Origin of the sequence: Paenibacillus cineris (assembly GCF_018333335.1) — a bacterium.
Lineage (GTDB): Bacteria > Bacillota > Bacilli > Paenibacillales > Paenibacillaceae > Paenibacillus_AQ > Paenibacillus_AQ favisporus.
Window position 1 is genome coordinate 3993104 of sequence record NZ_BORU01000001.1, and the last position, 22304, is coordinate 4015407.

General features: G+C 55.2%; 22 protein-coding genes. 8 read left to right on the top strand and 14 right to left on the bottom strand.

Going from position 1 to position 22304, the window contains the following annotated elements; translation table 11 throughout:
- Nucleotides 1-58: 58 nt before the first annotated feature.
- From KI379_RS18625 to KI379_RS18635, 3 genes are read right to left on the bottom strand one after another with little or no spacing between them, the layout of a single operon-like run.
- Entirely contained in the window at nucleotides 59-1153 is a 1095-nt protein-coding gene (locus tag KI379_RS18625) for a Gfo/Idh/MocA family protein (RefSeq protein ID WP_076169974.1), read from the bottom strand.
- Nucleotides 1146-1913 carry a sugar phosphate isomerase/epimerase family protein gene (locus tag KI379_RS18630; protein WP_076169973.1) on the bottom strand — a complete coding sequence of 256 codons (768 nt, stop codon included), beginning with the start codon at nucleotides 1911-1913 and terminating at the stop codon, nucleotides 1146-1148. Before KI379_RS18630 ends, KI379_RS18625 begins: the two co-directional genes overlap by 8 nt.
- A gap of 49 nt (nucleotides 1914-1962) precedes the next feature.
- Nucleotides 1963-3012 (bottom strand): Gfo/Idh/MocA family protein, encoded by a 1050-nt coding sequence (locus KI379_RS18635; protein WP_076170166.1) that lies wholly within the window; start codon nucleotides 3010-3012, stop codon nucleotides 1963-1965.
- Between the two features lie 155 nt (nucleotides 3013-3167).
- Here KI379_RS18635 and KI379_RS18640 point away from each other — a divergent pair, with 155 nt between their 5' ends.
- From KI379_RS18640 to KI379_RS18650, 3 genes are all read left to right on the top strand, one after another.
- Nucleotides 3168-4016, top strand: coding sequence for an AraC family transcriptional regulator (locus tag KI379_RS18640; RefSeq protein ID WP_076169972.1), 849 nt, complete (start codon nucleotides 3168-3170; stop codon nucleotides 4014-4016).
- Between the two features lie 179 nt (nucleotides 4017-4195).
- Nucleotides 4196-5371: a glycosyltransferase family protein gene (locus tag KI379_RS18645; RefSeq protein WP_212984395.1), complete on the top strand. Its 1176-nt coding sequence runs from the start codon at nucleotides 4196-4198 to the stop codon at nucleotides 5369-5371.
- Nucleotides 5372-5446: 75 nt separating this feature from the next.
- Nucleotides 5447-6520: a glycosyltransferase WbsX family protein gene (locus KI379_RS18650; RefSeq protein ID WP_212984396.1), complete on the top strand. Its 1074-nt coding sequence runs from the start codon at nucleotides 5447-5449 to the stop codon at nucleotides 6518-6520.
- A gap of 99 nt (nucleotides 6521-6619) precedes the next feature.
- On the opposite strand, the gene KI379_RS18655 is transcribed toward KI379_RS18650, so the two are convergent.
- The 3 genes from KI379_RS18655 to KI379_RS18665 form a co-directional block, all read right to left on the bottom strand.
- A complete protein-coding gene (locus tag KI379_RS18655) occupies nucleotides 6620-6928 on the bottom strand; it encodes a hypothetical protein (RefSeq protein ID WP_076169969.1) in 309 nt (102 codons plus the stop codon).
- On the bottom strand, nucleotides 6921-7886 hold the full coding sequence (locus KI379_RS18660) for a Gfo/Idh/MocA family protein (RefSeq protein WP_212984397.1): 966 nt from the start codon (nucleotides 7884-7886) through the stop codon (nucleotides 6921-6923). Before KI379_RS18660 ends, KI379_RS18655 begins: the two co-directional genes overlap by 8 nt.
- A gap of 92 nt (nucleotides 7887-7978) precedes the next feature.
- Nucleotides 7979-8665, bottom strand: a complete 687-nt coding sequence (locus KI379_RS18665) for a TerC family protein (protein ID WP_076169968.1) — start codon at nucleotides 8663-8665, stop codon at nucleotides 7979-7981.
- A 398-nt stretch (nucleotides 8666-9063) separates the two neighbouring features.
- On the opposite strand from KI379_RS18665, the gene KI379_RS18670 reads away from it, so the two are divergent.
- Nucleotides 9064-9678 (top strand): TVP38/TMEM64 family protein, encoded by a 615-nt coding sequence (locus KI379_RS18670; protein ID WP_145947556.1) that lies wholly within the window; start codon nucleotides 9064-9066, stop codon nucleotides 9676-9678.
- An 84-nt stretch (nucleotides 9679-9762) separates the two neighbouring features.
- Nucleotides 9763-10728 carry a peptide-methionine (S)-S-oxide reductase MsrA gene (msrA, locus tag KI379_RS18675; RefSeq protein ID WP_212984398.1) on the top strand — a complete coding sequence of 322 codons (966 nt, stop codon included), beginning with the start codon at nucleotides 9763-9765 and terminating at the stop codon, nucleotides 10726-10728.
- Between the two features lie 130 nt (nucleotides 10729-10858).
- Here msrA and KI379_RS18680 read toward each other — a convergent pair whose 3' ends face one another.
- Nucleotides 10859-11650: a lipid II flippase family protein gene (locus tag KI379_RS18680; protein WP_089548123.1), complete on the bottom strand. Its 792-nt coding sequence runs from the start codon at nucleotides 11648-11650 to the stop codon at nucleotides 10859-10861.
- 127 nt (nucleotides 11651-11777) lie between these two features.
- Between KI379_RS18680 and KI379_RS18685 the strand changes: the two genes are divergently transcribed.
- Nucleotides 11778-12242 (top strand): DUF2188 domain-containing protein, encoded by a 465-nt coding sequence (locus KI379_RS18685; RefSeq protein ID WP_076169964.1) that lies wholly within the window; start codon nucleotides 11778-11780, stop codon nucleotides 12240-12242.
- A gap of 150 nt (nucleotides 12243-12392) precedes the next feature.
- On the opposite strand, the gene KI379_RS18690 is transcribed toward KI379_RS18685, so the two are convergent.
- Nucleotides 12393-13097 carry a YitT family protein gene (locus tag KI379_RS18690; RefSeq protein WP_212984399.1) on the bottom strand — a complete coding sequence of 235 codons (705 nt, stop codon included), beginning with the start codon at nucleotides 13095-13097 and terminating at the stop codon, nucleotides 12393-12395.
- Between the two features lie 654 nt (nucleotides 13098-13751).
- Between KI379_RS18690 and hmpA the strand changes: the two genes are divergently transcribed.
- The gene (gene hmpA, locus KI379_RS18695; RefSeq protein ID WP_089548125.1) at nucleotides 13752-14954 is read left to right on the top strand and encodes an NO-inducible flavohemoprotein; all 1203 of its coding nucleotides are present in this window, start codon (nucleotides 13752-13754) and stop codon (nucleotides 14952-14954) included.
- A 286-nt stretch (nucleotides 14955-15240) separates the two neighbouring features.
- Here the strand turns inward: hmpA and KI379_RS18700 are convergent, their stop codons facing one another.
- Nucleotides 15241-15738: a Crp/Fnr family transcriptional regulator gene (locus KI379_RS18700; protein ID WP_076169961.1), complete on the bottom strand. Its 498-nt coding sequence runs from the start codon at nucleotides 15736-15738 to the stop codon at nucleotides 15241-15243.
- Between the two features lie 221 nt (nucleotides 15739-15959).
- Between KI379_RS18700 and KI379_RS18705 the strand changes: the two genes are divergently transcribed.
- Entirely contained in the window at nucleotides 15960-16343 is a 384-nt protein-coding gene (locus tag KI379_RS18705) for a hypothetical protein (protein WP_105444604.1), read from the top strand.
- Nucleotides 16344-16477: 134 nt separating this feature from the next.
- Here KI379_RS18705 and KI379_RS18710 read toward each other — a convergent pair whose 3' ends face one another.
- From KI379_RS18710 to KI379_RS18730, 5 genes are all read right to left on the bottom strand, one after another.
- Nucleotides 16478-17392, bottom strand: coding sequence for a hypothetical protein (locus KI379_RS18710; RefSeq protein ID WP_076169959.1), 915 nt, complete (start codon nucleotides 17390-17392; stop codon nucleotides 16478-16480).
- Nucleotides 17393-17408: 16 nt separating this feature from the next.
- Nucleotides 17409-18770, bottom strand: a complete 1362-nt coding sequence (locus tag KI379_RS18715; RefSeq protein WP_076169958.1) for a nucleotide sugar dehydrogenase — start codon at nucleotides 18768-18770, stop codon at nucleotides 17409-17411.
- Between the two features lie 69 nt (nucleotides 18771-18839).
- The gene (locus KI379_RS18720) at nucleotides 18840-19646 is read right to left on the bottom strand and encodes a response regulator (protein WP_116229606.1); all 807 of its coding nucleotides are present in this window, start codon (nucleotides 19644-19646) and stop codon (nucleotides 18840-18842) included.
- A 49-nt stretch (nucleotides 19647-19695) separates the two neighbouring features.
- On the bottom strand, nucleotides 19696-21063 hold the full coding sequence (locus tag KI379_RS18725; RefSeq protein WP_179232149.1) for a glycosyltransferase family 2 protein: 1368 nt from the start codon (nucleotides 21061-21063) through the stop codon (nucleotides 19696-19698).
- Nucleotides 21064-21106: 43 nt separating this feature from the next.
- Complete coding sequence (locus tag KI379_RS18730) at nucleotides 21107-22300, bottom strand: HEAT repeat domain-containing protein (protein ID WP_076169956.1); 1194 nt, start codon at nucleotides 22298-22300, stop codon at nucleotides 21107-21109.
- Nucleotides 22301-22304 lie beyond the last annotated feature (4 nt).

A 22304-nucleotide genomic window follows, 5' to 3' on the forward strand; every position in this document is an offset into this window, starting at 1 on the left:
ACTCCTCCTCATTCTTGGTTATCGTAGCTATAAATAATTGCTTCTATGCAAAGGATGACTATTCCTCAAAATAAACGGCTTTGCCTGTTTTGGCAGACTCGTAAATGGCTTCGAGGATCTGCGTGACCACATAGGCCTGCTCCGGCTTGACCACCGGCTCTTTATCTTCCAGGATGGCTTCGAGCCACAGGCGCTGCTCCTTGTCGGCATCGGTCTCTGCCGACCCGGAGTAGAAGGCTACGCCGCCGGCGTTCAGATCCACCGTGGTTTCATAGAGGCGGCTCATTTTCTCGCCGTTGATGCGCAGGCCGTCTTTCATGTCAGCCCCGCCTTCCGTGCCGGCAAGAACCGTCTTCGCTTCCCCGGTTTCCACGACGTTCAGCGCCCAGCTGGACTCCAGCACGATCGTTGCGCCGTTCTGCATCGTGATGAAACCGAATGCGGAATCCTCTACCTTGAACTCTTCCGGATTCCAAGGGCCGAACGCGTTGGCCGCATTCTCTTTATGGCCCAGCTTGTGGAAGGTGCTCCCGAGCACGCTCTTCGGCTTATAGTTGTCCATCAGCCACAGCGTCAGGTCGAGCGCGTGGGTGCCGATATCGATCAGCGGTCCCCCGCCCTGCTTCTCTTCGTCAAGGAACACGCCCCAGGTCGGAACGGCACGGCGGCGGATGGCCAGCGCTTTACCGTAATATATGTCGCCGAGCTCCCCGTTCTCGCACAGCTCCTTCAAGTATTGGCTGTCGTTGCGGAAGCGGTTCTGGTAGCCGATCGTCAGCTTCTTGCCGGTGCGCTTGGCGGCTTCCACCATCGCTTTGGCCTCGGCGGCCGTCTTGGCCATCGGCTTCTCGCACATGACATGCTTGCCGGCTTCCAGTGCCGCCACTGAAATGACGGAGTGGGAATCGTTCGGCGTACATACATGAATGACGTCGATGCTTGCGTCCTTCAGCAGTTCGCGGAAATCTGTATACACTTTGGCGCCTTCTGCGCCGAATTCGGCAGCGGCCTTCTCTGCGCGCTCCTGCACGATATCGCAGAACGCAACCATTTCCGCCTGTGGCTGCTTCTTGAGACTCGGCATATGCTTGCCGTTTGCGATTCCTCCGCAGCCGATGATGCCGATTTTCAGGGTTTTGCTTGAGCTAGACATTTACGGGTCCTCCGTTTCTGGCATAAGATTTGATCCATTCCATGCTGGCTGCAATGCTTTCGAGCGGTGGTCTTTCACAGAAATCCTGCTCCACAACGATCCATTCCACGCCGGCTTGGTCCGCTGCTTCGGCTACGGCTTCCAGGTTGACTTCGCCTGCGCCGAGCTCGACTGTCTGCGGCGTGCCGTCCTCTTTCCGCTTGACGTCCTTCCAGTGCACAATCGGAAGGCGTCCCGCATACTTCTCGATGTACTCCACCGGATCGTAGCCGGCAAAATATACCCAGCACGTATCCAGCTCCACCTTCAGCAGGTCGGCGGGCACCGCTTCGTACATCGCGTCGAACACCGTTTCCTCGCCGCGTGTTTCCGTAAATTCAAAATCGTGGTTATGGTACAGCAGTGTGGCCCCCTGCGCGGCGCATTTCTCACCGATACGCTTCAGGTTGTCAAACACTTCGTCCCACTTGCGCTGCTCCTCACCAAGGTAAGGAACGATCAGGCTGCTGCTGCCGATCTCCTTGTTATAGGCGATTTCCTCGTCCAGTGCGTTTTGCATCCGGTCGTACGGCGTATGGGTCCCGATGGCGACCAGACCGTTCTCGTCCAGCAGCTTCTTGACCTCGGCGCTGGAGCGTCCGAAGAAGGTGTGGAATTCCACGCCCTGATAACCCAGCTCTGCTACTTTCTTCAACGTACCCTCAAAATCCTTTTCCATTTCTTCACGAACCGTATATAACTGCAGGCCAAGCTTCAACATATTGGTTCACCCCTGTATTCGCTTATAGGTCACCTTATTGGGATGACCGTTATTCATGGCTGCTCGCAAGTACGACATGGCTGCCGCTGATGGATGACTCTTCAAAAGCATACATGGCTTCCAGCACGTGGTAGGCCAGGTTGCCGTTGGCCCGGTGTTTACGCCCCGAGCGGATCGCTTCGACCATGTCGTTTACACCGCGGCCGCGTTCGTTCTGGGTGCTCTCAAAAACGGGCGTCAGCACTTCCCATTCGCTGGAACCGCTTCGGCGGAGCTTGACGTCGCCGTTAAAGAAGTTCGGATCCGGCAGGCTGAGCGTTCCTTCCGTACCGTAAATTTCAATCCACGGCAGATTGGCCCCGGCTTTAATATCAAAGCTGGTTATCATCGTGGCGATGGCGCCTTGTTTAAAATCGATGGTGCCTGCCAGATGGGTCGGTGTCTGCACCTGAATCTGCTGGCCGCTCTTCGGCCCCGAGCCGATGGTCCGCATCGGGATCTGGGCACCTACCGAAGCGCTGATCCGGCGGATCGAACCCAGCAGCTCAACCAGCGCCGTCAGGTAATACGGACCCATGTCCAGCATCGGACCGCCGCCCGGCGCGTAGAAAAATTCAGGGTCCGGATGCCAGCCCTCCGGGCCGCCGCCCATCATAAATGCGGTTGCCGCCACCGGTATGCCGATCTTTCCGGCTTCGATCGCCGCTTTGGCGGTCTGCACGCCTGATCCGAGGAACGTATCCGGCGCGCTTCCGGCGCGCAGTCCTTTCTGCTCGGCCAGTTCAACCACGCGCTTGCCGTCCTGCAGCGAGGTCGCCAGCGGCTTCTCTGCGTATACATGCTTGCCGGCTTCAAGCGCCGCCAAATCGATGGAGGCATGGCTGCCGGGAATCGTCAGGTTGATGACGAGCTCAATCTCTTTGTCACCGAGCAGCTCATCCACGGTGTATGCGTTTGCAATCCCAAACTCTTCAGCCCGCGCCTGGGCGCGTTCAGTCACCAGATCGGCAACCGCCACCACTTCAACAACCGGGCTTTTCTTTAAATTCTCCAGGTAAATGGCACTGATGTTGCCGCAGCCGATAATGCCGGCTTTCATTTTGTTCTCCACGAAAGTCACTCCTTACGATGCTGAATGCGTATTCAACAATCTAGTAACATGGTATTCCGAATTTATTTATATTAAAATGAATTATATGATCGAAACATGAACAATCTGGTCATTATTTTTTGGATTGCAAAGGGAGCCCTATCATGTCCACCCAAGATTCAGTGCACATTTATACAGCAGGATTTTCATTTCATCATAAACCGTTCTACATGAGCGAGATGGACGGCGTTAAAAATTACCTCATGCGTCTGCAGACCGACGGAAGATGCCGCGCACTGGTAGACGGTGAGCTTGTTCCCGTCGAATCGGGCGATCTGTTGATTTATTCCCCTGACGAGCCGTACGAGCTGTTGATCGGCGAGGAGCCGAACGCTCAGGGCGAGCTTGCCGTAGAAAGCGGCGACTATCATATTTTCTTCGGCGGGGAATGGATCGACCAGTGGTGGGCCAAGCAGAAACGGCCGACGCGTATCCGCGTCCCGCTTAACGAGAGCCTGATCAGCCTGTTCCGCCAGATCGTGCTGGAGCAGCGGAGAATGTCCAACCCGTATCCCGAAATATCCGGATACTATATGCGGATTTTATGCCTCGAAACGGACCGCCTCCTTAGCGAGCATCCCTCCACGACCCCGAGAACGTACCTGGCTTACCGCATGAAGCATTTTATTGAAGAACACGCCTCGTTATCCTTCAAGCTGGAGGATGTCGCTTCACATGTCGGCATCAGCGTCTCGAGGGCGGTCCATCTGTTTAAGGAGGCCTTCGGGACGAGCATTATGCAATATACGCTGGACGTCCGGCTGGAAATGGCCCGCGAGCGGATCGTGTTTAGTCCGATGTCGCTCGAAGACATTGCGGAAACTTCGGGATTCGGCAGCTATACGTATTTCCACCGGGTATTCCGGTCCCGGTTCGGCAAGTCGCCCAAGGAATACCGCATGGAGAACAGGGAGCAGATCCAGACCGGGATCGGCGTCCGTTCGCCGAACTAGAACATCGGATAAGACAGGCTGAAGCCGGCGCGGATAAGCGCCGGTTTTTTTGTGCTGCCGGCTTCAGCATCCGCCCTTTTTTTCCTTTTCAGGTCAGTTGTCCGTGGGGCAGCTTTCACGATACAACCATACACTGGTATGACACTATGCTAAGGCGATGAGGAGGGAAATCAAACGCCATGAACAAAAAAAGGAGCCGCGAGCGCCCCCGCCGCACCCACATCCGTTTGCATCCCGTTACCGAGCAGCGCATCGCCAAAATGGTGGTCCGCGTGCTGAAGAAAAACGGCGGTGGAACACCGCACGTACCAGCTCCCCTTCCCGGCGCAGCCCCAAGTCTGCCAGGCCCCCCCGTTGCTGCCGAAACGGAAACCGTCCCTTCCGAACAACCGGCCGCAGCGCCACCCGTTCTGGTTGAATTGGACGGAGCACGCACCCCCCCAGGCCCGGTGGATACCAAACAAATGAAAGTTCTTGTGCGGTCGCTGCTCTCGGAAGATAGCCATTGGCATACCGAACAGTCCATTCTTGACGGGCTCAGGCTGGTCACACAGGCGGCCGCTCCCGTGAAGCACCTCTATAACCTGCCCGCAGGGCTGACTGCCATTCCGTTCGATCTCCTGCTGGTGCTCGGCAATCCCGATGCGAACTTTTTTGACGAATTGCGGGATCCGGTCCTGTCCGGCTCCCCGGTAAAAGCGGTCTGGCTGGCGGATGCCGCTGCGCCTGCCGAACAGCTGGCTTCGATTGCGGATGCATTCGACCTCGTATTCACGCAAAATATCAACCACATTCCTCTGTACCGCTATATGGGCTGCAGACAGATCGTATATTTGCCTTTTGCCGCGGATCCATCCGTGTATTTCCCCAAAGCCGTGAATATCGCGTATCAATCCGACATTCTGTTCATCGGAAATGCGGATCCGCGTACCCGGGAGATGTTCGCCGGCATGAAGCCGCTGCTCGCGGACAAAAAAGTGTTTGCCATGGGCTTAGGATGGCAGCCCGAAGACGGCGTAACCTGCGTGCGGCCGCTTGCCGATATCCAGGAATATTATAACGGGGCCACCGTAATCATTTATGCGCAGCCGGAGCCCGGGCAGGTTTTGGCCATTGGCGCGTGCGGAGGCTTTCTGCTGGCGGAGAACGATCCCAATCTATACGAGTACATGCGGCCGGACGAAGATATCGTCATCTTCCGCTCCGCCGGCGACCTGCAGGAAAAACTCGGCTATTATTGGGACCGGCCTGAGCTCATGCGGTATGTGTCGACCAACGCTCTGTACGGCAGCAAATACCGCAATTCGTGCCTGCAAATGGTGCTGAAGCTGCTCCATCTCGCCGCTCGGCGCTAGGAATGCAAACCATCCGGGCAGCCTGCCGGGATCAGGATTGAGCCGCCGTCGAAGTTGTATGGGAGGTAAGTCAACTTGAAGCTTATCGCATTTTTACTGCCGCAGTTTCACCCGATACCTGAAAACGATTTGTGGTGGGGGGAGGGTTTTACCGAGTGGACAAATACCCGAAAGGCCGTCCCCTTGTACCCGGGGCACAAGCAGCCCAATGAGCCCTTCGATCAGTATTACTACGATTTGACCGACCCTGCCGCGCGGATGTGGCAGGCGGACACCGCCCAGTCCTACGGCATTTACGGCTTTTGTTATTACCACTACTGGTTCAAAGGAAAGCGGCTGCTCGAAAAGCCTTTTAACGAAGTGCTGCGGCTGGGTGAGCCCCGGATCCCGTTCTGCCTGTCCTGGGCCAACGAGCCGTGGACCCGGAGGTGGGACGGCGGTGATCATCACCTGCTGATGCCGCAGGATTACGGGGATGAACGTGACTGGGAAGAGCACTTTTATGCGCTGCTGGATGCCTTCCGGGATGAGAGATACATCCGTATTCAAGAGAAACCGATGTTTATCATCTATCGGCCCGGAAACATCCCCCGATGCGAGGAGATGATCCGGTTATGGAACGATTTGGCCCGGAGAAACGGGCTTGAAGGCATTTATTTTGTACGCACGCTAGGGGGGTTCCCCCTTCCCAACCAAGCTGGCTTCGAAGCAAGCCTGGAGTTCGAACCGCACTATACGTTCGGTCACAGCCGTTCCCAGCAAATCTGGAGCTATGTCAATACGTACGGCGGCGACCCGCACATCGTTGTGGATTATGATCATGTCTGGGAAAACATATTGAACCGTTCGCCTCATCGTGCCGGGGAGACGATTTTCCCGGGCGCTTTCGTCAACTGGGACAACACGCCGCGGCTCGGCGCCCACGGGCAAAGCAGCATGGGGGCTTCCCCGCGCAAGTTCGGCTGGTATCTGGCGAGACAGATCGAAAGGGCAAGCCGGCTGTACCGCAGCGAGTTTCTGTTTATCAACGCCTGGAACGAATGGGCAGAGGGAGCTTACCTTGAACCGGACCGGCATCACGGCTATCAATATTTGAAGGCGGTGAAAAGTGCGCTGGAAGCATCCGCGAGTTATACCGGCCGCAAATAACGCTCTCCCGCCCTATGAGCAAAGAAGCCATGCCCCGGATATGGGGCATGGCTTCTGGGCTGCTTTTACCATTTAAGCTGCAGCCAAAAGTGCTGGTGCTTATTTTTTGGCTCTCGCCGCGATCGTTTCGGATACGACAAACGCCAAGTCTTCGTTGCCGAACAGCGACAACACGCCAAGCACAGTATCGTCCGGAATCGGCCCGGCCTCCTCTTTAGGTACGGTCAGGTCCAGCACCCGCTGCAGCCGCTCGTTGTCACCCTGCTGCGGGTACGCCTGCCGGTACAGCTCCAGGGGGTCCAACCCGTGATTGACGCACCACTGGGCAAAAACCAGGATCATCATATCCTCATCCTGCCGGTAGCTTTCCACGATGCCTTCTTCCAGCGACTTCTGCCGTTCATCCATTGTCAGTCCCCCCCTTCTGCTGCTCCGCCAGTCTTGATGCCAGCTCATGGCTGCGCATGACCCGCTCAGCGCGAATAGTACAGTCTTCCGGAGAAGCAAGATGTTCCAGAAAATGATCCACGGCCCCGCTGAAGCCGCGCCGATGCAGGATCGGTTCCCAGCTTCCAAATTCGCGGGTTTCGGGCGGCCTTCCATGCTCACACAAAACCGCACGCTCCAGATTTACGATTTCCGCCGACCGGCCGCTTCCGTGCAGCTCGAGCTTCTCCATATCCGCTCCGGCCTGCCGGATCATACTGTACCTTCCTGTGACGTTCCGACCGAGGCCCAGCTCGCCGGAGGTGTGCAGCAGCCGGCCCTGTTCATCTTCGCTTAGATGGTGATGAAGCAGCTCGTAGTCACTTCCGCCCAGCCAGAGCAGCAGGTCCAGCATATGGATCAGATCGTCGTAAATCGTGTCGCTGCTGCTCCCTTTCTGCAGGGTGGTCCGGTGCTTGGCTGCAGCGGCCTGGACAAATCCGCCGGTCTCCTCGACCCATGCCTTTGCCCGCACATATAATGGAGCAAACCGGCGGTTAAAGCCTACCGCGAGCAGCAGGCCTTTCTTTGAAGCCAGGGCGGCCAGTTCCCTGGACTTGGTGAGATCCGTCGTCAGCGGCTTGTCGACATAGACGGATACCCCGCGTTCCAAACAGGCTTTAACCACGTCATAATGGGTTTCTGTCGGGCTGTGGACAAAAACGGCATCCAGGTCCCATGACAGCAGTTCTTCCAGATCGGTCGTCCCCAGAGGAAACCGGTAATTCTGCGTCACGCGCTGCACCGTAGCTTCGGAGCGGCTCATCACCCCGGCAACCTCCACCTTCTCGTGGTGGGCCAGCAGCGGAAGATATACCTTGTGGGCGATATCACCGAGCCCCGCCAGCGCAACCTTCCGCTTACGGTTTATTACATTCATGCCTATGGTCCACCTTTCTTCCATCCAACGAACCTTCCGGACATGCCGGACAGATACCCATTATACCGCTTTTGGCCGGCAAATTTAAGCCGTTACATCGACTCTGCCGCCCGGTTTTCCTTCTGCTTTTTCTTTTTGGTCATCAGTCCCAAAGCAACGACGGCGGCAATGACCACCACTTCAAACCCGTACTTCAGGATCGGGCTGGCAAACCAGTCGTGAATCAGCGGCTCTTCCACCAGCATTTTGGATGCCGTCCAGGCGAGCACCGCCGCACCGATCGTAATAATGACCGGGAAGCGTTCCGTCAGCTTCAGGATGATCGTGCTGCCCCATACCATAATCGGCACCGAAATCGCCAGTCCGATAATGACGAGCAGGAAGTCTCCATGGGCCGCTCCGGCTACCGCCAGCACGTTGTCGAGACCCATCATGGCATCGGCGATAATGATCGTGCGGATGGCCGCCCACATTTGGTTGCCTGCGGATATGTCGTGCTTTTTTTCGTCAATCAGCAGCTTATACGCAATCCATACAAGCGCGATTCCCCCGACAAGCCGCAGTCCCGGAATCAGCAGCAGCTGCACGACGAGCAGCGTGGCGATGACCCGGATGACGACAGCGCCCACGGTCCCCCAAATAATGACTTTTTTCTGGTCTTCTTTTTTGACGTTCCGTGCGGCGAGCCCGATTACAATGGCGTTATCGCCGGCAAGAACCAGGTCAATGATGACGATGGACATGAGCGCTGCCCAAAATGCCATAGTAAACAATTCCATACGATTTCCACCTTTCTGTTGTTTGAGATAGAATGAACTAAAGTTTTACCTATAACGTTCATTTCTTTAGTTCATTCTATATAGATAGAATGATTAGTCGCCGCACTAAAAAAAGCGCCCCTTACCTTCATTAGGTAAAATGGCGCTTTTTTGCCCACCAAAAAAGACCTTTACCTAATGAAAAATCAGGCAAAGGTCTCGCAAAACAACATAATCGTTGCCAATAAAGCCGGGGATACCGATCCCGTAATGACGACTTTATTGCATGAGCTACTCCCCTTTGGGAACTATTCACTTGTTGAAACCATTATAGCAAAACTCTAAGGCAATTACTATGATTTTTATTCATTAATTTTTGGTATGATGGAGATTATAGGCTAAGTGGAAAGGAAATCACCATGAAAAAATGGCTGCTGCCCCTCTTGTACATCCTTCTGCTCGTTTGGGCTTTCCTGTACCGGGACGCGATCATGGAGGCGCTGGGCGAAAGGCCGTCCTTCCTTCTGCTGGTCGGAATTGCTGCCCTGGTCGCCCTGTTCCCTGTCGTTCCCTATAAGCTGGTCATCGCAGCGCTCGGTTACGCTTACGGGACCCTGTGGGCGGCGGTCGTCTCCTGGATCGGAACGATGCTGGCGGCCACGATTCTGTACGGACTTGTCCGCTACCTGTTTCGGGACCGTGGCAGGAGGTATCTGGAACGGATCAAGCCGCTGCAGACTTTCACCGCATTCATTGAAACGCATCCGTTTGTCAGTATCGCCGCCGCGCGGGTTATTCCGATCGTTCCGCAGATGGCGGTCAACATATTCGCCGGGGCCGCCGCGCTTCCCTTCTGGAGCTACACCGCCGCTTCCGGGATCGGCAAAGTGCCGGGCATCCTGCTGTATGCCTACCTGGGCGGCAATCTGTCTGCGCACCCGTGGATCTCTGCCGCTGCGGCCTCCGCTTATGTCCTCTTGCTCGGACTGATCGCGGTAATGTACCGCCGACTCTCCCGCACGAGACCGAAATAACCGGGCTCCTTGGTTCCCTTGCGCGGATGGATTATAATGGAGTTGTACACCTTACTTACGATTTGAAAGAAACGGAGTGATATCATGAGCGACGTACAGCCAGTTGAACATAAAGCCACTTTTGCGGGTGGATGCTTTTGGTGCATGGTAACCCCGTTTGAGGAGCTGCCGGGCATCGTCAGCATCGTGTCCGGGTATACCGGCGGCCATAAGCCGAACCCGACTTACGAGGAAGTATGCTCTGAAACGACGGGGCATGTGGAGGCGGTGCAGATTACGTTCAACCCGGACATTTTTCCTTATGAAAAGCTGCTCGAGCTGTTCTGGCAGCAGATCGATCCAACCGATGCGGGCGGGCAGTTCTACGATCGCGGCTCTTCCTACCAGACCGCTATTTTCTATCACAGCGAGGAGCAGCGCGAGAAGGCAGAAGCGTCCAAGCAGGCGCTCGAAAGAAGCGGCCGCTTTGACAAGCCGATCGTTACGCCGATTTTGCCTGCCGGCCCGTTCTATGAAGCGGAAGATTACCACCAGGACTACCACAAGAAAAACCCTGGACATTACAAACGGTACCGGAAAGGATCGGGCCGCGATGACTTCCTGGAGAAGCACTGGGCTCCCAAGATAAACAAGGAAGAACTGAAACAGCGCCTGACGCCGCTTCAATACGAAGTCACCCAGAACAACGCCACGGAGCGGCCGTTCCAAAACGAGTTCTGGGATCATCACGGCGACGGCATTTACGTCGACATCGTGTCCGGCGAGCCGCTGTTCAGCTCCACGGACAAATATGATTCGGGCTGCGGCTGGCCGAGCTTTACCCGGCCGATCCGCGATTACCACATTAAAGAGAAGCTGGACCTGAGCCATATGATGGTACGGACCGAAGTGCGCAGCAAAGGCTCGGATTCGCATCTTGGCCATGTATTTGACGATGGGCCGGGGCCGAACGGCCTCCGCTACTGCATCAACTCCGCGGCGCTTCGCTTTATTCCGAAGGAAGACCTGGATAAGGAAGGATATTCCGAATATAAAGTGCTGTTTGAATAAACGGTTCTGCCGTTCTATGCGAGACCAGCAAGCGATAGGCGCTGAGGTTCGTTCTTTATACGAAAAGAGGGTAAGGCTTGCAGCCTTACCCTCTTTTTCATGCGCGTTCCCTTTTTCCAGCTGCATGAGGTCAGCCGGAGATAAGCCAGCCGATCCAGAATGCGCAGGGAACGAGCAGCAGCTGGGCCGCGATCGTCCCGGCGCAGCGGGACACGAGCATCAGGCCGAGCACCTGATTCATCCGCCCCAGACGTGACTCTCCCCGCAATGTCCGGTCCGACAGCAGGGCGATCCGCGGGTCGACGAGCAGCGTCAGCAGAATCGTCGCCACCCCGTTGATCAGACCGGAGGAGGTCGATGCCGCCAGCCGGGAAGCCGGCCATAGATAGGCGGCATACAGCGCGGACAGCACGCCGACGGTATAAATGGCCGTGACGGCCATATTGATCGCCATCAGGCGTCTGGGCAGGCGGCCTTGAAAGAGGCTGCGCAGCATCTGGAGATTCGGCAGCTTGACGTACGCCGCCCCGTTCTTCCATTTTCGCCCGGCAGTCAGCTGCCTTACCATTTGCGGAATGGAACCGGCAGCTTCCAAATGGACGACCAGCCGCGAGCAAATCCGCACCACGCTCGGAAACAGCAGCATGGCTGCTGCTGTACCGGCTGTGGCGGCGGCGATGATCCAATGCAGCCTCGACTCCAAATGAAAGGAGGCCGACGCCAGCGCCTTGTCCACCATGCTGCCGACCATCGGCCCCTGCGCCATGTTGGAAGTCCTCGACACGATCACAAGCAGCCCCGACAGGGACAGGGCCAGCGTAATCCGCCGGCTGCGCAGCCCGCCGAGCCGCAGAGCATAGGAAAGGCTGTCCACGGTATGGATGATCCCCGTCAAGAGCAGTACCAGCAGCATCTGCATCATCACGCTTCCCACTCCTTTATTCTCAATCTTTTCCATTATAATGCATATCGGGCGGATGAACATCGTTTGATTCGCGCGGCGCCGGGTAATATAGGGGTAAACGAGAACTGGTTTGGAGGGATTGACAATGCCTTGGAATAAGCATGATTACCCAGTATCCATGAAAAACCTGGAGCCCCGGGTGCGGAATAAGGCGGTCGAAATCGCCAATGCGCTGCTCGAGGAAGGCTATGAGGAAGGGCGCGCCATTGCCATCGGCACCGCTCAGGCGGAAAAGTGGAATGAGGACCACCCTGCCGGTGAGGAAGGGCAATCGAAGCATGCATCCGGCCGTTCGGATGACGAGCGGGACGAGCACGCAGGCAAGACTTCCCGTTCCCGCAGCGGCCGGGGCGGCGATGCCGACGTCCATGTCGTCACCCATGAGGACGGATGGGCGCTCAAGGTGGAAGGCAAAGACAAGCCCTTGTCGACTTTTGGATCGAAGAAGGAAGCCATGGACGAGGCGGAAGACTACGCCTCGAAACACGATGTCCATGCCATCGTTCACGGCAAAGACGGCAAAATCGAGAGCAATCGAAGTTATTCGTGACCCTGTTCATGCCAGTGTTTACACAAGACGGCAAAATCGAGCGATTCGTGGTATGTCTTCGCGGGGAGGCTCCTTACGGTGCCCCCGCCCTGCCATACCTGCCATAAACAGCAAACCGCCTGATTCCCTCAGGAACCAGGCGGTTATCTATCAGTGGACACTCCGAACTTTGTGAACGGGTTTGGCTGCAGGCTGTTTCTGACCCGCGGTCATCTTAGGTGCCGCATCTCCCGCTGCCGGCGAGGTACGATGCGCACGAAACGAGACCGTATACGTAATCATTTTCCCTGCAATGCTCACGGCCAAAATCGTAAACAACGTTTCCTGCAGAGGCAGGTAGAACAAGGACACGAGCAGGACGGCCGCATCGAGCAGAATAAATACGGTGCCGACTTTAAGGCCGGTGAGACGGCTGAGCAGCAGTGACACGATATCGTCGCCGCCTGTCGCTCCTCCGAACCGCAGTACCAGTCCGGTTGCAAAGCCGGACAAGACGCCTGACAGCAGCGCTGCAAGCAGCAGGTTGCCGTGAAGATTGATGTCAAGCGCAGAGTAGCGTTCCATCAGATCGTAAAAAACGGAAAACGAAACGGTCGCCACAAGCGTGTTCACAATAAATTTGCGTCCATTCAGCAGCAGCGCAACGAGGATCACCGGAATATCCAGGATCAGCACGGTCACTGCCGGGTCAAATCCGAATGCGTACTTGCCGAGCAGCGACAGGCCAACGAAGCCGCCCTCGGACAGATGATTCTGAAAATTAATGTGATAATACGTAAAAGCCAGCAAAAAAGTACCTAACATCATAATAGCGATTGATCGAAGCGTTGAAATTACATGGTCTTTCTTCCTCATACAGGTTACCCCTCATCGTAGTTAGTTGGTCAGGGACGCGACTAACTTCCGCGGGAAGAAACCTGTAGGACCGAGTCCTTCGCATCTTAAGCTTCCTTCTTTCGCGAGAAGTTTGTCACAACCCAATATCCGGGCGCTTGTTCTCTACGATGGAAGCTAAGTGTAAGAGAGATCATAACGTTTCCAAATCGTCCTTTGGGGAATGTTCCTTCGGGGACACATGGTATCCTGATCCTTTCTTTTGTTTGATAACTTCTATACTTATTATACCACAGTTGCACTGCCTGCTAAACAGCTTGCTGAGGAGAATGCGTTAGAAACGTCTATCGTCGTGCATTCCAAGAAGCCGGACCGCGTTTATATGATAGTTTTGGTTGCGATATAAGGAAACCAGTCTCCGAAACTTATACCTTTTCTTATATCTAAAAGAAGGGCTTCTATGCCGCAGGCGCTGTCATCCAGATTTCAGGAATGATACCGTGATACCGTGTCATATCCTATGCCCTATTCCGTCGGATCATGTCTTCAGAACGTAAATTCAAGTTCACACAATGTCAATTTTTTATGTGACTGAAATCACAATAAAGGGTGGTCGGCTTTTCTATACTTAACGTATGAAATCGTTAAATATTACGTTGAAAGAAGGAACCCTTTATGCTGAGCCAACAAACCATTGATACGATCAAATCGACCGTTCCGGTACTGGAAGTACACGGACAGTCCATTACATCCGTCTTTTATAACAATCTCTTCAAGGATCATCCGGAGCTTCTGAACATATTCAACCATGCCAACCAGCGTCAAGGACGGCAGTCGGCCGCCTTGGCGGGCGCCGTCTATGCCGCAGCCGCGCATATCGATCATCTCGAGGATATTATTCCAGCCGTCAAGCAGATCGGGCAGAAGCACCGGGCGCTGCAAATCAAGCCGGAGCATTACCCGATCGTCGGGCAGTATTTGCTTGGGGCCATCAAGGAAGTTCTTGGCGACGCGGCCACACCGGAAATTCTTGAAGCCTGGAAAGAGGCTTACGGCGTCATTGCAAACGCATTTATCAGCGTGGAAGCGGAAATGTACCGGGAAGCTGAAGCCGCACCGGGAGGCTGGTCCGGTTTCCGCCCATTCGTCGTGGAACGGAGAGTGAAGGAGAGCGAAGTGATCACTTCCTTCTATTTAAAACCGCAAGACGGCGGACCGATCGCCTCTTATTTACCGGGACAATACATCACGGTCCGCGTTCAGCCTGAAGGCCAGCCGTATACACAGATCCGCCACTACAGCTTGTCCACTGCGCCGGGCGGTTCTTCCTACCGGATTTCGGTGCGCCGCGAAGATGCCGCGCCGGGTAAACCGGCAGGCGTCGTCTCCAACTATCTGCACGAGCATGCCCAAGAAGGCACCGTCCTTGAAATCAGTGCACCGGCAGGCACGTTTACGCTGGATCAGACCCAAGACATTCCCGTCGTGCTGATCAGCGGCGGGGTCGGCCTGACGCCAATGGTCAGCATGCTGGAGACGCTGCTGAAAGAACAGCCGGCCCGTAAAGTCACTTATGTTCACGCCGCGATAAACGGAAGCCATCATGCGATGAAGGAGCATATCGCCGACCTTGAAGGCGCGCATCCGCAAATGTCCTCCTACCTCTGCTATGAGACACCGCTTGAAGGCGACAGCTGCCATAAAACCGGATATATCGACGCTGCATGGCTGCAGCAAATCGTCGATCCAAACGCTGATTTTTACTTCTGCGGTCCGGTTCCGTTCATGCGCACCGTCTACAGCGCCCTTAAGGAGCTGGGAATCCCCGCAGAGCGGATCCATTACGAATTTTTCGGCCCGGCAGGCCAGCTCGACTAACGTATCGGCGGCGGGCCAAGCTCGGTTAGCTTGTCAGCTCGCGGGATAACCCGCCTATCGGACTACGGTGTCATTTGAAGCCAATGCAACGCACGGATTGGTCAATGCGATGCGCTGATTTAGCAAATGCAATGCACTGAGTTAGCCTATGCGATTTCCAAACCGGCCAATACGATTTACTAAAATGCACAAAAGGGCTGCCCCAGGTTCAGAGAACCTGAATGGGCAGCCCTTTTGTTTGTTTACCGGACCGTTTGCGTATGGCGGATGAGTGGATGGCGCTATGTTAATGCCCTCGAAGCAGCCGGTTGATCGTTTCCCTGCGTACCCCGATCAGCTGGCCGATCTCCTCCTGGGTCAGCAGCTCGGTAAAGTGGATACCGTGGGCGTAGCTGTCCAGCCAATCGGTCAGCAGCGCCAGCCTCTCGGCCGGAGTTCCGACGGTTAAGTGGTCGATCCGCTGCTGCATAAAGCGCACCTTTTCCTGCAGCAAAAGGGCGATTTCAAGCGCCTTCTCCGGATGCTCCCTGAGCTCGCGGTACCACTCCTCTGCCGGAATTTTCTCGACTTCGCTGCGCATCAGGGCCGTTGCCGTACCGTGGGTATCCTTCGGGGTGATCAACGAATGGTGAGGCACCGTTTCCCCCGGATAAAGCACGTTAAACAGAACGCTGTTCCCGTTTTTATGGAGCCGTGTTACCTTGAACAAGCCGCTCTTGATATGGTATAAAAACTCCCCGCTGTCCCCCTGTCTGAATAATATTTCTCCTTTGTTCAAAAACATGATTTTTCCTCCAACCTAAAGTTCCGCGATTCCAAGTTTCTTTTGTTCAATGCCGCTTCTGCGAAGCTACGCTTCTCATTATTATACCAAATCCACCCGTCCGGACCGAAACTCTGCGCGCTTCCATAAATTCGTTATTGCCTTCCCGAATACTTTTGCCTTAACATGAGTATAATTAGAACGTATGTTCCTATACTGTTAGTAAGGAAGTGCCATGCCTCATGAAAGCATCCCTCTCCCCTCCGGCCCCCTCGGAAGAAGACGGCCGTCTGGTCAAAGCCTACCTGCTGCACGTGGTTTTGCTTGATGCGCTGGAGCAGGACGTTCGCCTGATCGGCACGGTCCCGCTGAAGATGGCACAGCTGTATATCCGCGCCCTGTCGTCCATCCAGGATCAGATTATGGCGAGCCTGACGTCGATCCGCCGCGAGATGAAGGCCCGAGGCATTCGGGTCTACGAGGAAACCCGGACCGCCAAGGGCATTGAGGCGTCGTATCTATGCCGCGGATACCAGCGGCGGTTCGCCATGCTCTGGACGTACGTGCAGGCGGAATCGGGCCTCGTGCTCAGCCGTTATCTCGGCATCCGGCTGCCGGATGCCTGAAGTGAAGCCCCCGGCAAGCGGGGTCTTTTATATCGGTGTGCGATATGCGTTCAACCTTGTGCGGTGCCGAGGCTGCTCTCCATCCACGAAAAAAAGCGTGCGAATGGTTTCCCTCTTCGCACGCCTGATTTCATTTACTGATTGGACTTCTCGGGCTTCTCGTCCGAAGCCGCTGAAGCGATTTTGTCCTGCCAAATTTCATAATGGTGTACCGCCAGTCCGGCAAAGGAAGGATGGCTGTCGCCCAAACTGTTCACAGACTTCATCTCTTCCTCCATCACAGGCACGGCCTTGCCAAAAAACGTGATGTGCGAACCTTCTTCGGTGTCGCCCAGCTCCATGCCGATCCATACCGATTTACCGAGCTGGTCCGCTTCATCCAACTGCTCGCGGGCCACATCGTAAATCTTCCGTCCACTGTCCCGGTACGACATGACGGCGACGGCATCAAACTGGCTGATCATCCACCGGCTCAGGTTCCCGCTGCCGTTGGCATCCTTAACGTTGCCCAGCCAGAAGGGAACGGCCGCACTCATGTACAGGCCATTCTCCTTGCCCTGGGCTACCCATTTTTCCACATTGCTGCTCCATTCGCGGACTACGCCGTCCTGATCCCTCTGCCAGCGTCTTAACTGATAGGGCTCCACATCCAGCTGGATGCCGGTAAACTTCTCGCTTGGGGCTGCTTTTGCATTATAATCAAACACCCACTGCAGAAATTGATCCGCCTCCCTGCTCTGGCGTTCATAGGCCCAATCGGGCTGCCCGTCCAGCGCATGCACGGCAATGCCTTCCTCATAGGCTGCCGCAATAAAGCGGCGGTAGTCCTCATCGCTAACCTTTTTCTGAACCTGAAGGAAGATCGTGCCTACGTTCTGCTCCCTGCAGAATGCTATAATTTTGCCGGGATCCTTGATCAGCTCGGTATCCCACAGCCAGGTCGCTTTTTGATCTTCCATTGTTGACGATTTTAACAGGAGAGGCAGGAGCAGCAAGCCGCAGATGACTATGATCACCGGGATTTTCGCTTTTTTGAGCAGCTCTCCCAAACCATCCCCTCCTTTATTATACGATTAACGCCACATCCGGCTCTTCCACGTGCTGCACCGAATGTCCGATTTTATAAATATGAGGCAGGGTGTAGTTTTTGAATGCATTGCGCGTATCGATGATCGGCACGCCCATCGCCGCGATTTCGCCGTAGTCGAGTCCGCTGTGATTGGTGATCAGCACCATGCAGTCGTATTTTTTAAACTGCGCCGGATCGTAGGCTACGCTGTGCACGGTCTCGCCGTGTTTGTCGCGGAAACTGACAGCGTACGGATCGTAGTATTCCACATTCGCGCCGTTCTCTTTGAACAGTTCGTAGACTTCAAGCCCCGGAGATTCGCGCAGGTCGCTGATGTCCGGCTTGTAAGCCATGCCGAGGATGAGAATCGACGATTTCTTGATAGACTTCGCGTATTCATTCAGAATCGTCGACGTCTTGCCGATAACGTAATACGGCATGTTGTCGTTGGTCGACTGTGCCAGCTCGATAAATTTGCTGTAGAAGCGGAAGCCTTTCGCCTTCCAAGACAGGTACATCGGATCGAGCGGAATGCAGTGTCCACCGATGCCAGGACCCGGATAGAACGGCATAAAGCCGAACGGCTTGGTTGCCGCTGCGTCGATGACTTCCCAAATGTCGATGCCCATGCGGTCGCACATCATGGCCATTTCGTTGATGAAGGCAATGTTTACGCTGCGGAACGTGTTTTCCAGCAGCTTGGACATTTCGGCCACTTTCGGCGAAGTGACGGGCACCACCGTCTGTACATACTGGGAGTAGAGCGCCGTCCCCAGCTCAAGGCAGGCTTCGGTCGTACCGCCGATAACTTTTGGCGTATTGAAGGTGTTAAAGCGCACATTGGAAGGGTCCACCCGCTCCGGAGAGAAGCAGAGGAAGAAGTCTTCGCCCACCTTGTAGCCGAGCGCTTCGATTTCCGTCTGGATCAGCTCTTCGGTCGTACCCGGGTAAGTCGTGCTTTCCAGGGTAATCAGCATGCCTTTTTTCATGTGCAGCTTGATTTGATCCACAACGCTCGTAATGTAGGACGTATCCGGATCCTGGTTTTCGCTGAGCGGTGTCGGCACGCAAATGCTGAGCGCGTCGATGACGGCGATCATGCTGTAGTCCGTCGTCGGCTTGAAGCGTCCGCTAGCCACGACCGCGGCCAAGTCTTCAGAAGAGATATCCGTGATATAGGATTCGCCCTGATAGATTTTATCGATTTTCGCAGGATCCACGTCGATACCGATTACGGTAAAGCCCTGCTTGACCATTTCCACGGCCAGCGGAAGTCCTACGTATCCCAGTCCTACTACGCCCAATACGGCCTTTTTGGTTTTAATTCCTTCCAACAACTGCTCATATTCGTGATTCACAAGCACTCAACCTCCATTAGATGTAAGTTTTGGTCTGCTGCTAAGTAACGCTCAAGAAAAGCGGATGATTTAGTGAAAGCACCGGTGTATACGGGCATCCAGCTCTACCGGAGAGAAAGGCTTGGTCACATAGTCGTCTACTCCGTGTTTAAAGCACTGGCTGATGGTTTGCTCCACGCGCTGTTCGGTCAGCACGACGATTTTCGGCGTGTTGTCGACCGGCAGCTGCTGGATTTGGTGAATGAACGGCAGCCCGTCAATCCCGTAAAGGTTGAGCTCCGTCAGCACCAGATCCGGCTCCCATTTCTCGATCAGTTCCAGGGCGGACGTGCCGTCATGAGCGGCCAGCGTCTCGTAGCCCTGCATTTTCAGACGAATCTGGAGAAACTCGCGGACGGTGGCGTCATTGTCGACGATCAAAATTCTTCCGGCCTCTTCCGCGGCCTCCTCTTTCGTAAATATATGAATATCGGACGATGTGCTGAGCTTTGTAGACTCGGCCATCTGTTTGAGAACGCCAGGCGTAGGTTCGACCTGCCCCGGGAATACGGTCAGCGTAATCCGCGGATCGGCATCCTTCACCGTCTCCTGCAGCTGCTGCTTCAGAAGCAGCGCCTGGTAATGGGCCGCATCCAGCGTAAGTCCCGGCAGCAGAATCGCCAGCGTCCGGGTTTGCGCATCCTTCAGCACCTCATAGTCGAGCCCGGAACCATGCTGCAAAATCTCCCGAACCCGCTCTTCCAGCTGCGGAGGGTTCGCACTGCTGTACAGAAACATGATTCCGCAAGTGTCCGGCGACGTTTCCTTCAAACGTTCTCCCAGATGGTGGTACACATCGGTCGTCTGTTCTCTCTGTAAAGTTACGGTTTGCGGCATAATCCACTCCCACCTCTCTCAAATGTATAAATCTTTGAATCGGGGCCCATCAGGCCGTTTTGCTTTCTTCACTCCAGCTTTGCCGGGTCATCGTTCCCCAGGAATTGTTGTTCTGGAGATACTGGATATGTCCTTGGACGCGCCACAGCACGCCGAGCTGATGGTAACCGAAAAACTTCAGCGCGGAGAACAGCAGCATTTTCCACAGATCGGACAATTTCTTGTATCGCCGGAAGGCGATTTCCTCCAGGATGATGGCACCGACGCTGAGCAGATAGCCGCTCAGGAAGTTCAGAAGGAAGAAAGTCAATAGAATGCGCCAGTGAGTCATGTCCAGCAGCGTATATCCTACCAGAGCCAATAGGCCCGTGATTCTAAAATAAGGGTTTAACGTTTCAAACAGGACGTTGTAAGGCATCGTGATCATACCCATGACCTTGTACTTCGGATTGAACAGCATTCCGCGGTTCTCGATCATGTTCTTCAGATTTCCCCGCCCCCAGCGCTTGCGCTGGTTGGAGATAATCTTGTACGTATCCGGTGCCTGCGTCCAGCAGACCGCTTCAGGGCAAAAAGCTACCTTGTACGGGATTTTATGGCTGAGCATGTACCGGTGAAGCTTGATGATGATGTTCATGTCTTCTCCCGGATAACCGCCGCGGTACCCGCCGACAGCAATGACATAGTCCTTGCGGAACAGGCCGAACGCGCCCGAGACAATGATCAGGCCGTTCATGTGGCTCCAGCCGATCCGTCCGCCCAGGAAGGCTTTCATATACTCGATGGACTGGAACATCGGCCAGATTTTGCGCGGCAGCGACACTTTCTGCACCGCACCGTTCTCGATCAGACAGCCGTTGGCAATACGCACGTCGCCGCCGATCGCCACCATTTCCTCCGGATTCTCCATGTACATGCGGGCCATGCGGATCAGGGCATCCTTCTCCAGCAGCGAGTCCGCGTCGATGGAAGAGATCAGCGGATAATGCGACAAGTTGATACCGGCATTCAGCGAATCGGCCTTTCCGCCGTTTTCCTTATCTATTACAAACAGGGAGGGATAATCGGGATTATGATAAACGCCTCGAATCTCCTGCGTGTCGATCGTCCCCCGGAACTCCGGATTCGGCATTTTCTTGAGCCGAAACTCCTTGATGAGCACATCCACCGTATTGTCGCTGGACCCGTCGTTAATGACGATGACCTCGTAGGTCGGATAGTTGAGCGTCAGCAGGCAGTTGACGTTCTCGCTGATGGTCAGTTCCTCATTGAAGGCCGGCACCAGCAGCGATACCGGCGGCACCAGCTCCGAGCCGGACAGCGTATTGTAATTGGAATATTTGGACCTCCGGTAGATGGTCCCGATATTCCGGTACGATAGGATCATAATGGTAAAGTACAAAATGTTAACGATCATGACGTAATACACGGCGACCATGCCGTAATACATTAGTATGTCTCTAAGCAGAGTAATCCCCTCCTACAGCGGCTACCCCGCCAACCCGTTTGGCCGGCTGCTTCACGCCGAAATAACGGTCGTACAGAAGCCGTTTCTTGTTGTAAGCCACCATTTGTTCGATCGCGCTGTGCTCGCGCTCCTTTTCCATCACCAGCTCGATCCGGTGCAGCGCAGCCTCGCGCTGGATGCCGGCGCCGGTCAGCGCGGCCTGGCACAGGGCCTCAAAGCCGGCTTCTCCCAGCTCCGCCAAGCTCTCGGCGCTGTTATAGCGCACCTTCCAGCTGGAGTCGCGGAGCGCATCGGTCAGCAGCGGAATGCTGCCTGCGGCGTGCAGCTGGCCAAGCGCTCTCGCCGCCTCGGCCCGGACCTCCCAGCTTCGGTCGCTCATCAGCTGGGCGATCGTATCGTCCTTGAGCGCTGGATTTGTAGTGAGATACAGCTTGACCGCTTCGGCGCGAACGTCCTTCTCTTCCGCACCGACCAAACGTCCCAGAACCGGCATGACTTCCGGTACAGCCTGTCCCCACATGGCCACCAGTCCCACCTTGACCAGCGCGGAATCGGAGTCGTTCAGCAGCTTGAGCAAAATCGCACTCGAATCGAGCCCCGTCTCCAGCATAATATCCGCCGCCAGGTTATGGATCGGCTTGCCGTGAGACAAGAGGGCGCGCAGCATCTGGAGCAGATCCTCGCTGTTATCAGCCGCTTTCGCAATAGAGCGGGCCAGAACGATCGACAGCGAGCTGTATTTGCGTTTTTGCAGGATGTTCTGCAGCATCGGCACCGCCTCCGGTGCGCGCATGCCTCCCAAACGGTAGGCCGCCTCCAGCCTCCGGCCGTACCGGATGCTGCGGAGTGCTTTCAGGTCCTCCTCCACAAAGCCGGCCTCACGGCACAGCTCGATCAGCTTGGAACGGTAATCCCCTTTAAACTGCTCGATCCACTCGATGAATTTATCTTGAATCACTCTCTTCTCAAGCTTCTTCAGCTTGCCGGGCGGAAGCCTCAATTCGACATTGTCCTGCAGATTGGCTTGAACGTACACAAAGTAGTCATGATGCTTCTTCGCATACGCTTCACGGTTCCGCTGTTCCCGGTTATGCGATATTTTCATCTGGAACAACAGCAGAATCCCTAGGGCAATCAAGCCGAGGCACACATAGATGAAAATATAGGCAACGGTTAAATGAAACATGTTA

What these genes read in the sequence shown, in the direction of transcription:
- KI379_RS18625 (WP_076169974.1), bottom strand. Translation starts at nt 1,153, where the DNA reads ATGTCTAGCTCAAGCAAAACCCTGAAAATCGGCATCATCGGCTGCGGA.
- KI379_RS18630 (WP_076169973.1), bottom strand. Translation starts at nt 1,913, where the DNA reads ATGTTGAAGCTTGGCCTGCAGTTATATACGGTTCGTGAAGAAATGGAA.
- KI379_RS18635 (WP_076170166.1), bottom strand. Translation starts at nt 3,012, where the DNA reads ATGAAAGCCGGCATTATCGGCTGCGGCAACATCAGTGCCATTTACCTG.
- KI379_RS18640 (WP_076169972.1), top strand. Translation starts at nt 3,168, where the DNA reads ATGTCCACCCAAGATTCAGTGCACATTTATACAGCAGGATTTTCATTT.
- KI379_RS18645 (WP_212984395.1), top strand. Translation starts at nt 4,196, where the DNA reads ATGAACAAAAAAAGGAGCCGCGAGCGCCCCCGCCGCACCCACATCCGT.
- KI379_RS18655 (WP_076169969.1), bottom strand. Translation starts at nt 6,928, where the DNA reads ATGGATGAACGGCAGAAGTCGCTGGAAGAAGGCATCGTGGAAAGCTAC.
- KI379_RS18660 (WP_212984397.1), bottom strand. Translation starts at nt 7,886, where the DNA reads ATGAATGTAATAAACCGTAAGCGGAAGGTTGCGCTGGCGGGGCTCGGT.
- KI379_RS18665 (WP_076169968.1), bottom strand. Translation starts at nt 8,665, where the DNA reads ATGGAATTGTTTACTATGGCATTTTGGGCAGCGCTCATGTCCATCGTC.
- KI379_RS18670 (WP_145947556.1), top strand. Translation starts at nt 9,064, where the DNA reads ATGAAAAAATGGCTGCTGCCCCTCTTGTACATCCTTCTGCTCGTTTGG.
- msrA (WP_212984398.1), top strand. Translation starts at nt 9,763, where the DNA reads ATGAGCGACGTACAGCCAGTTGAACATAAAGCCACTTTTGCGGGTGGA.
- KI379_RS18680 (WP_089548123.1), bottom strand. Translation starts at nt 11,650, where the DNA reads ATGATGCAGATGCTGCTGGTACTGCTCTTGACGGGGATCATCCATACC.
- KI379_RS18685 (WP_076169964.1), top strand. Translation starts at nt 11,778, where the DNA reads ATGCCTTGGAATAAGCATGATTACCCAGTATCCATGAAAAACCTGGAG.
- KI379_RS18690 (WP_212984399.1), bottom strand. Translation starts at nt 13,097, where the DNA reads ATGAGGAAGAAAGACCATGTAATTTCAACGCTTCGATCAATCGCTATT.
- hmpA (WP_089548125.1), top strand. Translation starts at nt 13,752, where the DNA reads ATGCTGAGCCAACAAACCATTGATACGATCAAATCGACCGTTCCGGTA.
- KI379_RS18700 (WP_076169961.1), bottom strand. Translation starts at nt 15,738, where the DNA reads ATGTTTTTGAACAAAGGAGAAATATTATTCAGACAGGGGGACAGCGGG.
- KI379_RS18705 (WP_105444604.1), top strand. Translation starts at nt 15,960, where the DNA reads ATGAAAGCATCCCTCTCCCCTCCGGCCCCCTCGGAAGAAGACGGCCGT.
- KI379_RS18720 (WP_116229606.1), bottom strand. Translation starts at nt 19,646, where the DNA reads ATGCCGCAAACCGTAACTTTACAGAGAGAACAGACGACCGATGTGTAC.
- KI379_RS18725 (WP_179232149.1), bottom strand. Translation starts at nt 21,063, where the DNA reads ATGATCGTTAACATTTTGTACTTTACCATTATGATCCTATCGTACCGG.
- KI379_RS18730 (WP_076169956.1), bottom strand. Translation starts at nt 22,300, where the DNA reads ATGTTTCATTTAACCGTTGCCTATATTTTCATCTATGTGTGCCTCGGC.